The sequence below is a fragment of the Lysinibacillus sp. NPDC056185 genome, from assembly GCF_047737915.1.
Taxonomy (GTDB): domain Bacteria; phylum Bacillota; class Bacilli; order Bacillales_A; family Planococcaceae; genus Lysinibacillus.
On the sequence record NZ_JBLLLQ010000001.1, the window covers coordinates 156,609 to 170,828 of the forward strand.

The 14,220-nt window shown below is 38.6% G+C and carries 13 protein-coding genes; 8 read left to right on the plus strand and 5 right to left on the minus strand.

Annotation, left to right across the window (positions count from 1 at the left end; all coding sequences use genetic code 11):
• The first annotated feature begins 303 nt into the window (after positions 1 to 303).
• The 6 genes from proB to ACMZ42_RS00800 all read left to right on the plus strand — a co-directional run bounded on the left by proB (position 304) and on the right by ACMZ42_RS00800 (position 6,733).
• The gene (gene proB, locus ACMZ42_RS00775) at positions 304 to 1,398 is read left to right on the plus strand and encodes a glutamate 5-kinase (RefSeq protein ID WP_415730230.1); all 1,095 of its coding nucleotides are present in this window, start codon (positions 304 to 306) and stop codon (positions 1,396 to 1,398) included.
• 12 nt (positions 1,399 to 1,410) lie between these two features.
• Positions 1,411 to 2,661 carry a glutamate-5-semialdehyde dehydrogenase gene (locus tag ACMZ42_RS00780; protein WP_415730231.1) on the plus strand — a complete coding sequence of 417 codons (1,251 nt, stop codon included), beginning with the start codon at positions 1,411 to 1,413 and terminating at the stop codon, positions 2,659 to 2,661.
• Positions 2,662 to 3,167: 506 nt separating this feature from the next.
• Positions 3,168 to 4,046: a DMT family transporter gene (locus tag ACMZ42_RS00785; RefSeq protein WP_415730232.1), complete on the plus strand. Its 879-nt coding sequence runs from the start codon at positions 3,168 to 3,170 to the stop codon at positions 4,044 to 4,046.
• A 463-nt stretch (positions 4,047 to 4,509) separates the two neighbouring features.
• Positions 4,510 to 5,484, plus strand: coding sequence for a carbohydrate kinase family protein (locus ACMZ42_RS00790; protein ID WP_415730233.1), 975 nt, complete (start codon positions 4,510 to 4,512; stop codon positions 5,482 to 5,484).
• Positions 5,485 to 5,517: 33 nt separating this feature from the next.
• Positions 5,518 to 5,907: an RDD family protein gene (locus ACMZ42_RS00795; RefSeq protein WP_415730234.1), complete on the plus strand. Its 390-nt coding sequence runs from the start codon at positions 5,518 to 5,520 to the stop codon at positions 5,905 to 5,907.
• A gap of 61 nt (positions 5,908 to 5,968) precedes the next feature.
• The gene (locus tag ACMZ42_RS00800; RefSeq protein WP_402869036.1) at positions 5,969 to 6,733 is read left to right on the plus strand and encodes an aminoglycoside 6-adenylyltransferase; all 765 of its coding nucleotides are present in this window, start codon (positions 5,969 to 5,971) and stop codon (positions 6,731 to 6,733) included.
• Between the two features lie 63 nt (positions 6,734 to 6,796).
• Here ACMZ42_RS00800 and ACMZ42_RS00805 read toward each other — a convergent pair whose 3' ends face one another.
• A complete protein-coding gene (locus tag ACMZ42_RS00805) occupies positions 6,797 to 7,237 on the minus strand; it encodes a GNAT family N-acetyltransferase (RefSeq protein WP_370077454.1) in 441 nt (146 codons plus the stop codon).
• A gap of 287 nt (positions 7,238 to 7,524) precedes the next feature.
• Between ACMZ42_RS00805 and ACMZ42_RS00810 the strand changes: the two genes are divergently transcribed.
• Positions 7,525 to 7,977, plus strand: coding sequence for a MarR family winged helix-turn-helix transcriptional regulator (locus ACMZ42_RS00810; RefSeq protein ID WP_370077452.1), 453 nt, complete (start codon positions 7,525 to 7,527; stop codon positions 7,975 to 7,977).
• A gap of 274 nt (positions 7,978 to 8,251) precedes the next feature.
• A complete protein-coding gene (locus tag ACMZ42_RS00815) occupies positions 8,252 to 9,889 on the plus strand; it encodes a PucR family transcriptional regulator (protein WP_415730235.1) in 1,638 nt (545 codons plus the stop codon).
• Here the strand turns inward: ACMZ42_RS00815 and ACMZ42_RS00820 are convergent.
• Genes ACMZ42_RS00820 through ACMZ42_RS00835 form a run of 4 tightly spaced genes read right to left on the minus strand, consistent with a single transcriptional unit; the run spans position 9,878 to position 14,214 of the window.
• Positions 9,878 to 10,705, minus strand: a complete 828-nt coding sequence (locus tag ACMZ42_RS00820) for an ABC transporter permease (RefSeq protein ID WP_370077449.1) — start codon at positions 10,703 to 10,705, stop codon at positions 9,878 to 9,880. The two genes, ACMZ42_RS00815 and ACMZ42_RS00820, sit on opposite strands and share 12 nt — an antisense overlap.
• 12 nt (positions 10,706 to 10,717) lie before the next feature.
• Entirely contained in the window at positions 10,718 to 11,659 is a 942-nt protein-coding gene (locus ACMZ42_RS00825; protein WP_415730236.1) for an ABC transporter permease, read from the minus strand.
• A 17-nt stretch (positions 11,660 to 11,676) separates the two neighbouring features.
• Positions 11,677 to 13,224, minus strand: a complete 1,548-nt coding sequence (locus ACMZ42_RS00830) for an ABC transporter substrate-binding protein (RefSeq protein ID WP_415730237.1) — start codon at positions 13,222 to 13,224, stop codon at positions 11,677 to 11,679.
• Between the two features lie 18 nt (positions 13,225 to 13,242).
• Positions 13,243 to 14,214 carry a P1 family peptidase gene (locus ACMZ42_RS00835; RefSeq protein ID WP_370077443.1) on the minus strand — a complete coding sequence of 324 codons (972 nt, stop codon included), beginning with the start codon at positions 14,212 to 14,214 and terminating at the stop codon, positions 13,243 to 13,245.
• Positions 14,215 to 14,220 lie beyond the last annotated feature (6 nt).

Genomic DNA, 14,220 nt, shown 5'->3' on the forward strand with positions numbered 1-14,220 from the left:
AAGACTAGTACCTAGAAACTGCTTGATCAGAGAGCGATGCCCATTGGCTGTAAGGCATTGTACAAGAAAGACTAAAGAACCTACTTCGTAAAACGTCCTAGCTAAACTAGGCGCAGTCTCAAGCGTTATGAGGTAAAGTGGAATGTCAATGACGTTCAATGTAGGTGGTACCACGGAAAGCAGGCCTTTTCGTCCTAATTTATTAGGATGAAAAGGCTTTTTATTTTTAATTTTTAGCGAATCATAGCAGCTGCTAAAGTTTAAATCATAATGCAAATGTAATGGCGAATTGGAGGTATTGCAATGGAAAGAAAAAGAATCGTCGTCAAAATTGGGAGTAGCTCCTTAACAAATGCAAAAGGTGAAATTGATAAAATACGGTTAATGGACCATGTTCAAGCGATAGCTGAATTAAAAAAAGACGGTCATGAAGTATTGCTTGTTTCATCAGGTGCAGTTGCAGCAGGCTTTAAACAGCTAGGGTACCCTTCCCGACCCGTTACAGTAAAAGGTAAGCAAGCTGCAGCGGCAGTTGGGCAAAGTTTACTTATTCAAACCTACAATGCTTTATTTAGTATTTATGATATTGTACCTGCTCAAATTTTATTAACACGTACTGATTTTTCAAAAAAGGAGCGCTATAAAAATGCCTATGCCACTTTTGAAGAATTAATAGAGCGCTCTATACTGCCAATCGTTAACGAAAACGATACGGTATCTGTTAGCGAATTAACCTTTGGAGATAACGACATGTTATCGGCTCTTGTAAGTGGTCTCGTTCATGCCGATCAGCTCATTATCTTAACAGATATCAATGGCTTGTATAACGCCAATCCAAATAAAAACCCAGAGGCCAAACGCATTGATCGATTAACAGAGGTATCTGATGAAATGCTAGGTTTTGCAGATGGTGCAGGCTCGAAGGTCGGTACAGGTGGTATGGAATCTAAATTACTTGCAGCTCGAGCAGCTTTAAATGCAGGCGTCAAAGTTTTTATCGGAACTGGCCACGGTGCTAAAAAGCTTGTAGACATACTAGAAGGCCGTGGTGATGGTACGTATGTTGAGCATGATGCGCTTGCTGTTTTAACAAATAATAAACAGTGGATTGCACTCACGGAAGTATCTGGTAAAATTTTTATAGATAGCGGTGCTGAGCATGCACTATTGGCAAATGGGAAAAGCTTGTTACCCGCTGGTGTATACCGTGTCGAAGGTGACTTCGCAAATGGAGACGTTGTCGAGGTCTACAGTGACAATGGACTGCTTGGTCGTGGTGAGGTCTTATATTCTTCCCTAGAGTTAGCACATGCGATGGGAAAACGTACAGATGAGTTAGCGAACTATCCTATTGAGGCCATTCACCGAGATAAATGGCTAAAAATTCAAACAAATTAAGGAGGAATTCAAATGACAAGTGAAGTTCAACAAAAAGGAAAGCTAGCAAAAGCCGCCAGCTATATTTTAAATATTAAAACAACTTGTGAAAAAAATGAGGCTCTCACAAAAATTGCTGAGCAATTAATCATCGACCAAGATACTATTATTGCTGAAAATGCAAAGGATTTAGCTCATGGCGAAAAACAAGGAATGTCCGCTTCTACACTTGATCGCATCATGCTAAACAAAGAACGAGTGGAAGCTATGTCTAGTGCTATTCAGTTACTTGTTGAATTAAATGATCCAGTAGGTAGTCTTTTAGAGCGAATAGAAAAAGATAATGGACTATTGATTGAAAAGCGTCTAGTGCCAATTGGCGTTATCGGGATGATTTACGAGGCGCGACCTAATGTTACAGTGGATGCGGCAACATTATCATTGAAAACAGGTAATGCAGTCATTTTACGTGGTAGCTCTTCTGCCAAATTTTCTAATGTAGCACTTGTGGCAAGTATTCATCGTGCACTTAGCAAAACGTCTATCCCTGTAGACGCTGTACAATTAATCGAAGATACGAATCGTGAAACTGTCAAAGAATTATTCCATTTAAAAGAATACTTAGATGTATTAATTCCTCGTGGCGGAAAAGCACTTATTGATTTAGTAGTAAATGAAGCCACTGTACCAGTACTAGAGACAGGTGCTGGCAACTGTCATATTTATGTGGACCATACGGCCGATTACATAAAAACAGAAAAAATTTGTATCAATGCGAAAACGCAACGCCCATCGGTTTGTAATGCAGCCGAAAGCTTACTTATTCATCCTGATTGGTTTAAGGAGCACGGCAAACAGCTACTAGGTGCTATGCATCAAGCCGGTGTGACAATTATTGGTGATGAAACCGTTTGTCAAGCTCTTGAATTCGCTCAACTAGCAACAGCTGAAGACTATGCAACTGAATATTTAGATTTAAAGATCAGCGTTAAAATTGTGGAAAACGTTTATGAAGCAATCGAACACATTAATAAATATGGCACGAACCACTCTGAAGCCATCATGACTGAGGATCAGTTAGTAGCAGATACGTTCTTAAATAGCGTGGATGCTGCAGCTGTTTATCACAATGCCTCCACTCGCTTCACAGACGGCTTTGAATTTGGCTACGGTGCAGAAATCGGCATTAGTACGCAAAAATTACACGCTCGGGGACCAATGGGCTTACCAGCATTAACATCAACAAAGTATTACATTCACGGTAACGGACAAATCCGAGAATAATTGTAGAACTATTAATGAAGAGCCGACAGCGTATGTCAACTGTCGGCTTTCTTTCCTTATTTTGAACCTTAAGGATTGATAGATTTGTAAAGGTGCTGGGGCGTCTTCTATCTGAGTAGATTCTACTGTTAACTCAGCGGGTTCAGACTATACCTGAACGAATTCTTCTCATCAGCCGAACGGTTCTAGACTATGCTTAGGTGGATTCTTCTCCAAGCTGAGTAGTTCGAGACTATACCTGTGCGAATTCTTCCCTTAGTCGAGCGGTTCATGCCTTTACCTGAGCGATTTCTTCTCTTTGCCGAGCAGTTCCTTACTCTACCTGAGCGGATTCTTTTCTTAGCCGAGCAGTTCCAGCCTTTACCTGAACGATTTCTTCTCTTAGCCGAGCAGTTCCTTACTCTATCTGAGCGAATAACTTTGAGAACGGGGCGAAATAACGTTAAGTTTCCCCTATTTTCACAAGCGACAAAAATTATAATAATTTTATAGAAAGAAGGTTTTGGATGAACATTTCAGCGATTATCAAACTAACTGTTTCAATGGCCCTTTTTGGCTCTATTGGATTTTTTACCGTTCATACTGGCGTACCTGCTACCGAGCTAGTATTTGTTAGATGTATTTGTGCTACCCTCTTTCTAGGAGGAATGTGGCTGATCACAGGTGGTCACAAAACGGAAATATGGGATAAAAAGGAAATATTACGCACGCTTCTATGCGGTGTCTTTATTGTCTTAAACTGGGTATTTTTATTTAAAGCCTTTGAAGAAATGTCCATTTCCATTGCCATTTCTATCTATAATTTAGCACCAATATTCGTATTAATATTTGGCGCATTGTTTTTAAAAGAAAAGATGACTATTCAAGCATTGCTAGCAACAGTTACTTGCTTTATCGGCAGTATGCTCATTATTGGTTTAAATAATTTTATGACACTCTCTGAATTTATGAAATCAGGTTTTATTTGGGCATTACTGTCTGCATTGTTTTACGCGTTTACGATGCTCACAAGTAAAACAATCACAAAGCTTAGTTCTTATGCCTTAACATATATCCAAACTGCAGTCGGAATTATCATACTATTGCCATTTGTTAATTTTTCGTTATTTGATGGCTTAACGACATCAAACTGGCTATATATTTTAGGAACAGGCTTTATTCATACAGGATTTGTTTATTATTTATTTTTTGATAGTATTCGTAGCCTCTCTACTATTCTAGTTTCAGTATTAGTATTTGTTGACCCAGTAGTTGCTATATTGCTTGATATGCTGTTGCTTGATTTTATGCCAAGCTTCATGCAAACAGTTGGTATTGTATTAATTTTTGGTGGCATTTTTTACACAATTTACGTACCGAAGAAAAAGCGTGTGCCTCAGACTTAATCCTTATTTATCTTCATTCAGCGGATGTTTTTTGTGGCAAAAGCGACGCGTCAGCTACAGAAGACTCCCACCTTTAAAGGTGAAGAGATGAATGTGGGTGTGCACCCTTTTCAGTGTATATATTCTCACACAGACTGGAATAGAGGAACTCAGTCTAAGAACGCCAAGGGCAAGGTGACGGAAAGGTCGAGAAAAGCGACGGATTGAAATGAAGGCGACGGAACGGACTGGCAGAACGACAGATACAAAGCGCTTTGTGACGGAAAGATCCAGCAGAGCGACGGATTGAAATGAAGGTGACGGAACGGACTGGCAGAGCGACGGATGTAAAGCGCTTTGTGACGGAAAGATCCAACAGAGCGACGGATGCAAAGCGCTTAGTGATGGAAAGCCCACGTCATGTGGCAATTTTTCTGTGCGAAAGAAAAGCGACAGCAACATTTTATTTAAAGGAGATTATTCCGTGAGTAAACTTTATGCAATTGGTGAATTATTAATTGATTTTACACCTACTGAACAAAATGCTTCCCTTGCTACAGTTGAGCAATTTACTAAAAATGCTGGTGGGGCTCCTGCCAATGTTGCAGCTGTTTGTGCAAAACTCGGGCAACAAGCTGCCCTCATTACACAGGTAGGTCAGGATGCTTTTGGAGATTTTCTCGTAGAAACGTTAAAAAAAGCCGATGTCGATACGAACTATATTGTTCAAACAGATAAGGGTGAAACGAGTCTAGCTTTTGTTTCCCTGACAAGTGATGGAGGCCGAGATTTCTTATTTTATCGTCGACACGCAGCAGATTTACTTTACAACAAAGAGCAACTCCCACCTAATCTATTAACAGATAAAGATATTATTCATTTTTGTTCAGTTAATTTAGTGGAAAGCCCTATGAAACATGCACATGTGTCATTGATTGAACAGGCTCATCAGGCAGGTAGTCTTGTATCTTTTGATCCCAATGTTCGCTTGCCACTGTGGAATGATGAGAAGGCATGTCGTCAAACCATTTTGGATTTTTTACCAAAGGCCCATATCGTTAAATTGTCCGAGGAGGAGCTTTTATTTTTAACAGCGATTGAGGATGAGGAAACAGCAGTCCATTCATTATTTCAAGGGAAAGTACAAGTAATCATAATTACTCGTGGCGCAGAAGGTGCAAGTCTTTATACTAAAAAGCTTCATGTAAAGGTGCCAGCTGACAAAGTTCATGCGATTGATACCACTGGAGCGGGCGATGCCTTTATTGGTGCATTGTTAGCTATTCTCCTGAGCAAACAGATTACAGTGATCAATCTAGTCGAATTTTGTAAGGAGCAGGCTATTCCCCTTCTTACTTTCGCAAATCGATATGCAGGAGCTTCGACCGAAAAACATGGTGCCATTGCATCTTACCTTGCTAAGCGTGAATTGCCATTTAAAGATAATATGCTTTTTTAAATATTTCGCAACTTATTACGAGGAGGAGATCTGGTGAACTCTATTTCAAAAAAACGAACAAAAGCATTTCTAATCGATATTGCTATTTCGTCGGCTGTCACAGCTGGCGTGGAGTATATCCTCCGAAAAAAGGTGAAAAACGAGGCGATTCATGCCATCGTTACACCGACAGTCGTTATGTGGTCACTTGAATTAGCACAATTACGTAAAAAAGGGCAAACAGTTGGCTACAAAAAAATGGGACTAGTTCTCGAAAATAAAAATGGGACTAGGGTGACTTCCTCCCAAATTATAAAACGAATGGCTTACCGTGACTCAATTAGCACATTCGATTACTTGAAAAATCCAAAAGCATTCGAACAACAAAATGGACAACTTCTTCCCCACGATAGCTTCTCAGGCACTATTGTTAAGGAAATCTAGCAAAATAAGGCTACTCAAAAATAACTTGGGTAGCCTGTTTTATTAAAAGGAGAGGATACACTTGAAATTAGATCATGTTGTTGAGGTTTTACTTGAAAGTCTAAAGGATGATCAATATATTGAAGCTGTATTTTTAAGAGGATCGATGGCTAGAGAAGAGCATGATGAATTTTCAGATATCGATATTTATTGCGTTGTGAATGAAGAAAACGTCGAAGCTTTTTTGCCCAACCGCAATCAACATATTGAAGCTTATAAGAAAACAATTTTTGTAGATGATATCTATATTATTGCTCCTCAGCTATTAGTCATATATGAAGATATGATTCATATCGATTTATTTACAGTAACTTCCTCTGAAATAAGTGAAAACGATGCGATTAAAATTTTATTTGATCCAAATGGGATCCTTACAGCAAAACAAAAGAATACTACTTTGTCATTAACTCCACTCGAATTTCAAGATGCTGTAGATGATACTGTCTGGTATTTGTATCAATATTATTGGAGTGCTCAACGTGGAAATGAGATTTGGAGTGTTCATTTACTGCGGAATAGTTTAGAACACTTCGCAAAAGTACTACTGCATAAGTATTGTCCTGAGCGGGCTTTACTTGGACTTAAAACGTTGTCTAATTCATTACCCACTGACCCATTACATGAAATAGTAGATATCATGAATTGTATGAGCCTTGTAACTCATGAGATGGCAGTAAAGAAATTAGTGAACGCCTTCAACAATGAATCAGATTGGATTTTTGAAAATGTGCCGAATAAAGAAAAAATTAAGCCATTATGGGGAAAAATAAAAGCGCTATTGCATTAAAATAAAATAGCAAACTAACATTAAACCTAGTTTGCTATTTTTTAAAATGAAAAATAAATACCACTACACCCTATTAAATTGTTTTTTCATTAAAATATGTGGGATGCCACAATCCATAAATTCTTCACCTTCACGCTTATAGCCTAATTTTTCATAAAAGCCTTCTGCATAGGATTGTGCGTTTAATTTATATTTTGTTAAACCTTTTTCAAGTGCTATGTCCTCTAAACTTTGGATAATCACTTTTCCTAAACCAAATTTGCGGAATTCTATTAATATACATATACGCTCTAGTTTGCCATAGCCATCAACAACTCGCAGTCTGCCTGTGCCAACAGGTTGTTCGTTATAGTACACAAGAGTATGATCACATGCTGCATCTAGTGTATCGAATTCATCAAATTCTTCTTCCTCTGGAACCTCTTGTTCCTCTATAAAAACTTTTTGGCGAATAGCAAATGCTGTTTGTAAATCTTGTTCATCTGTAATTTTTTTCGTGTTCATTTTAATATTCCTCCTTGTTTTTCGGAGCGTGCTCTCCGTTGGTAGACTTTGTTTTCCGGCGATAGAACCGTCTACTTCGCCGCTAAATCTGCTTGTTTCGCCGCTAAAGCCGCTTTTTCCGCCGGTAAATCCGTCTATTGCGCCGCTAAAGCCGTCCACTCCGCAACTAGAACCTCTTTGCAGAACCTCCACCTGTAGATAAGAAGTGAAATTTCCTTGCATGGATGATAATATATAGTATAGAGCATTTTTTATTGCAAATACAATAATTTTTTCGGAGGCAATCAATGAAGGAAATTTTGCGAGATATTGGTGCGATTGCAAGGGCACTTGATTCCATTAGTAATATTGAGTTTAAAGAACTTGATTTAACAAAGGGACAATATTTGTATGTCACCCGCATCTGTGAAAACCCTGGTATTATTCAGGAAAAGGTAGCTGAACTATTGAAGGTAGATCGCACAACCGCCTCCCGAGCGATTCAAAAGTTGGAGACAAAAGGTTTTATAGAAAAGCGTAATGAAATTGGCAATAAGAAAAACAAACAGCTTTTCCCGACAGAGAAAAGTCTCAAGATTTATCCATTGTTAAAGCGAGAAGGTGACTATTCGAATGCTAGAGCATTAGATGGTTTTTCTTCTAATGAAATTGACAGTATTCACGACTTATTAATTCGTATTCGTCAAAATATTGAAACTGATTGGGAGTATGTAAAGAAAGGTCATACACGAAATTATTAAAGGTGATTCCATACGCTTCTGAGCATTTGGAAACGCCTTTCTTTGCATCAGAATCCCTTTTTATATACAGCGATCATAAATAATGTCGAAGTGAGCTCCCTCCCCCTACGTTCAGTGCCTTTAAGTGTAGTATGATCGCTTCACGCCATACATCCGTCCGCCCCCTATCCCCGAGATCCCTTATTCACCGACTTAACTCTTTTATTCTATTAATGTTGAAATTTTCTGATTAATCAAACATAATTATTATACATTCGAAGGGTAGGTGCTTATTATGTCGAAACATCCTCTACTTGTACGTGATGTATTAAAGCGAAAGCATTTTGAATCTGCCAAGCTAATCGCAGGACAACAAGGCCTAAATCGACAAGTACTATGGACACATATTTTAGAAATAAAAGATTTTGATACTTTAATAAATGGTGGTGAGCTCATTTTAACAACTGGTGTAGGTTTACAGTTAGAGCGTGAAACACAAATTGCTTATTTACAAAATCTTATCCGTAACGGTGCTGCAGGTCTTTGTATTGAAATTGGTGATTATTTTGACTATGTCCCTGTAGAACTGGTTACAATGGCTAATACTCATGATTTTCCTATCATCATTTTTGAAGAGGTTGTAAGATTTATCGATATTACGCAGGATCTACATACGTACATTATTAATCATCACCAACAAGCATTAACACAGCTAGATGCAATATCAAAGACTTTTATGGAATTGTCGTTAATGCCAAATGGTATATTAAAAATTTTACAGGTGCTTCATCAAGATACCGATGCATTATTTTTATTTGTCTCCGAAGATACAAAAAGCTTCTATTATCCAATAGAAGCCAAAAAGTATTTACAAGTTATGGAGGAGCATTGTCAGCAACTAGAATTACAAGAACCCATCCAACGACTATCCATTGACAAAGATCATTTCGTTATCATTCCAGTCAATGGACTAGGACAAGTATGGGGCTATTTATGTATGCATTCTGCACTGCCGAAGCCAAGTGATTATACATTGTTAAATCTTGAACGTGCAACGATGTCGATTGCCCAAATTTTGATGCGTAATCGAATGCTACAGGAGCGGCAGCAAAGTCGTGAGGATGAATTTATCCTCGCCTTAATACAAGGAGAACCTATTGATCTTCAGTATTATCAAAGTTATTTGCCACTGGAAAGTCGCAACCTATTTTATCGCGTAGTCGTGTTTAATATGCTTGATTATGCCAATACCTTTTCAGAGGAAGATTGGCAAGAAATACAGCTACAAAATGTTATGTTTGTTCGTTCCATCCTAAAAAAACTTGGCTTTTTCCCTACCGTTTCTGTACGACAGCATGAAATTATTATCCTTGCATTTTACATTGCAGCAGATAATATGGAGGAAAATCGTGACTCTTTCAACCAAGCTATACAGCAGATTATTGTTCGAAAAACACCACAGCTTTTCGAGCAAATAACCCTTACCTTTGGCATAAGCAATGTTTATCAACCCATAAATAGCGTACAACAAGGCTATAAAGAGGCAAAAACAACCATTCAAATGCAACACAATGAACTTACTTCTTCTATTTACTACAAGGATTTAGGTGTTTACAGATTGTTATTACATCAGGATCATGCTGTCCTTTTGCAATACGTAAAAGATTATTTACAAGAAATACTATTGATTGATCAAAAGAATGGTAACGACCTTTATCAAACGCTCTGTGTTTATTTAGCATGCAATGGTGCCAAAAATGATACTGCTGAACAATTATTCATTGTCCGCCAAACACTCTATAAACGAATTGAACGACTAGAAAATATTTTAGGTGCTGATTTTTTACAGGCCCCACATCGTCTCAATATAGAAATAGCGGTGAAGACCTTTGAATTATTGAAAAAAACAGCACCTGATATTTTACGCTTTTGAACGCGGATCCATAAAATCGCGTAATGCATTGCTAAGCATATACAAACCTAATACAAGTACTGTAATGGCTCCCCCTGGCGCATAAGTGTACCAAGGAGCTCCAACTAAATAAGCTTGTGAATCTTTTAACATTCGTCCCCAGCTAGGGTTTGGTGGCTGCACGCCAAGCCCTAAATAACTCAGTGCCGCTTCAGCAAGCATCGCAGTCGCAAAAGTTACAGTTGCGGCGACGATAATCTGCGATGAAATATTGGGTAATATATGGCGAAACATAATGCTATAAGGTTTTACGCCGATTAACTTTGCAGCTAAGACATATTCATTGTCACGATGTTGGACGAAACCACTACGTGTAATCCTGGCAATGGCCGGTATGGCTATAATGCCTAATGCAATAGCTGTATTAACAATCCCTGGTCCAAATACCGCTACGAGCATTAAAGCTAATATTATTCCTGGAAAAGCCATTAGTGCATCCATCATGCGCATAAAGATTTCATCGATCCAGCCACCTACATACCCCGCTATACCACCAATTAAAATACCAAAAATTGTTCCGATAGATACCGTTAGTAGACCGACTGCAAAGGCCGTTTGTGTTCCTTTCATCATACGGCTAAAAATATCACGACCAAATTCATCCGTACCAAAAAGATAATCACTACTTGGGCTTTGTAATTTTTGAGGTATATTCATCGAGTTTACATCATGTGGTGTATAAAAAAAGCTGATAATCATTATGATTAGAAAACCGACAATGACTAGTAGACCAATGATTAAATTGATATTTTTCATGTACCTTTGTATATTCTTCATCGTATCCACCTCTCATCGTAATCGGATTCTAGGATCTAACACAGAATATAAAATATCGACCATAAAATTGATCATGACCACCGCTACCGTAATATACATAACGATTCCCTGTACTAATGGAAAGTCACGATTACTAATTGCCGTGATGAGGAGTTGACCGACACCCGGTAGTGCAAATACTTGCTCCACAATAATTGTCCCTGCAACAACTTCAGCCATGATCAATCCAAATACCGTTAATATTGGAATCATCGAATTTTTTAAGACATGCTTATACATAACATTTTGCTCAGACATCCCTTTACTACGAACGGTACGCACATAATCGAGCTGAACTTGCTCTAAAATAGCCGTACGCACATAGCGGAAATTGACCGCAATTTGTGGAATCGCAATTGTTAACGCTGGCAGAACGAGTGTACTTAACGCTCCTGTTACACTTTGCGTCCACGGAATATACCCACTTATTTTAAAGAAGCTGAACTGCATGCCAATATACAAAATGAGTATCATCCCAAGCCAGAAAGAAGGAATGGCCATGCCAACTTGCGTCACTGTCGACAACGACACATCACTAAACTTATTTTGTCTTCTCGCTGCAAACATACCCAATGGTAAGGAAATGAGTAGCACAATTAAGAGAGTGAGCCCAGCCAATGACATCGTTACAGGTAGTCTATCAAACAGTAATTCTTTTACTGGCATTGAAAAACGAATGGAATTTCCTAATTCCCCTGTCAATAATCCCTTCATCCAATCTGTATATTGCACGTAAAGGGGGCGATTCAAGCCAAGCTCTGATCGCAAATTTTCAATTTGTGTGGGATCCGCTTCAGTGCCTAACATTGTCCGAACCGGATCACCAGGTAAAATTTGAAAAACACCGAATGTAATGATCGACACTAGAAGGATGGTTGTTATTAACAGGATGAATCGACGTAATATATACATCATCTAGCTCTCATCCCTTTCTAGTTAGAAAATTTAACCTCAGACATATCATGGAACCAGAATGGATAGTTCTTTAACCCAGTAACTTTTTTATTAGAACCCCAAACAATTTGATAATCTGCGATGTAAACCGCTGCTGCCTGCTCAGCTAAAATTTCCTGTGCACGATGGTAATAGTCAATTTGTTTTGCCTGATCTCTTTCTTTTAAAACATTTGCCATAATTTTGTCGTATTCATTATTTCTAAATTTGAAGAAGTTTTCACTATCATTTGATGAAATGTAATCATTTAAAATATCATAGGCAGAGGCACGACCTGTTAAATCGATCGTTGTCATTTGATAGTCGCGACCAAAGTAAACTCGGTCTAGCCAAATGCCCCACTCTACTACTTCAATTTCCACATCAATACCGATTTCCTTTAAATTAGCCGCTACGATTTGCGCGATATTTGAATACATATCATTATGCGAAGACACTGTAATTTTCGTTTTAAAGCCATTAGGATATCCCGCTTCTGCTAATAATGCTTTGGCTTTTTCCACATCACGCTTATACATATTTTCTAAGCCTTTCTTTTGATAGTCCCCCATCGCCGGACTCATATTTGAACCAAGTGGTACAGCATAGCCTGCAAATACTGAATCGATAATATCGGACTTATTAATAGCGTAGTTAATTGCTTGACGGACCTTTACATTATCAAAAGGAGCTTTCGTTTCATTAAATGTAACGATTAATGATGAGTTATTATTTTGATGAGATAAGTTATAGTTATTTTCTACTTCACTTACGCGCTGCCAAGGTACACTCGTTAAATCGACTTCATTGGCCATTAAACTCATAATCGCAGCTTGATCATCCGATTGGAAGGTAAACGTCACTTTATTCAAGTATGGTAACCCTTCCTTCCAGTAGTGTTCATTTTTCTTCAATTCTAAATTAGAGCCTGGAGAGTATTTTACATAAGCAAATGGGCCAGTACCTATTGGGTTTTCATTATGTTTTCCATCATTGCTTTTTGGTAAGATGGCTGATTGTCGAGCAGTTAATGAATATAAGAAGTTAGAGTTTGGCTCCTTTAGCTTAATCACAAATGTATTGGCATCTGGTGCTTCCGTTGACGCAACATTATCAAAACTGTTTGACATCTTTTCGCCACCGTTTTTCCCCATTAAACGATCAAATGAATACTGAATATCCTCAATAGTTAAATCCTCACCATTATGAAATTTCACACCCGGACGAATTTTAAATGTATAGATTAAACCATCGTCAGATATTTGATAGCTTTCGGCTAGCCCTTCTTTTAAAGTACCATCTGTTTCAGGTGCCATTAGTCCTTCAAAAATATTGAGTATCATTTGGTACGAAATAGATGCTGTTGCTTTATGTGGATCTAAAAAATCTGGGTCATCATTTATACGTACCACGATGTCTTGAGGTAAATCTGCTTCGGATTTCTCTTTAGAACTTTCATCTTTTTTGTCATCATTTGAACAGGCACTTACTAGTAAAACTACTATCAATGTCAACAACAGCATCAACCACTTGTTCTTCAGTCTCATGTCGTTTCCCCCTATTCACTATGTGCTCATTATTTGAATGCTTTTATAGCTTTCTACTTCAACTAATTTATCAGCAGCTTTAATGCCAGCAATGATCGCTTCCTCCATAGCTCTTGTAGCCAAATGGCCCAAATAGTCAACTGGATATGTTTTATCTCCTGTACCTAGCACGAAAATCGTATCTCCATCCAGCATTGTGTGAACAGGATAAATCGTCCGTGCGAGGGCATTTTGTGTAAGCTGGGCTATTTTTTTCGCCTCTGCTTTTGTCAGCCTGGCATTCACTGCAATGACACCGATTGTCGTATTCGTACCAGATAACCCTTCCGATTGCACATACTCCTCTAAATAAGTACAGCAATCAATCCATTCCCCTGTTTTCGGATTCCTTGCACCTGCTAGCGTTTCTCTCGTATTTGGATCTTTTACATCCCCAACAGCGTTGACAGCAACGATTGCCCCAACTACAACACCCTCTTTACCAGCTATAGAGGTACTACCTAGCCCCCCTTTCATACAAAATTGAGGGCCTGCCAATTTCCCTACAGTCGCACCATAACCGGCTCCAGTATTACCATTTGCAAATGGACCAACAACCGCACTCTTAGCCGCTTCATAGCCCATTGGAGCAGTAGGTCTTGTCTTTGGATCACCGATAAATAAATCGAATAGCACAGCACTAGGAACAATTGGAATGGTAGCAATACCTGCATCCACACCAATACCCTGTTCCTCTAAAAATTGCATGACTCCGGTCGCAGCATCCAATCCGAAAGCACTTCCTCCGGACAAGCAAATCCCATGTACATGATCAATTTCGTTAATAGGATCAAGTGCATCCGTCTCTCGAGTGCCTGGTGCTGAGCCTCTTACATCGACACCGCAAACTGCACCATTTTCCACTAAAATCGCTGTACAGCCTGTTATGCCTTCACTATTTTCTGCATGCCCAACTTTAACTCCTGGCACATCTGTAATATTTCCAAACATCAAACA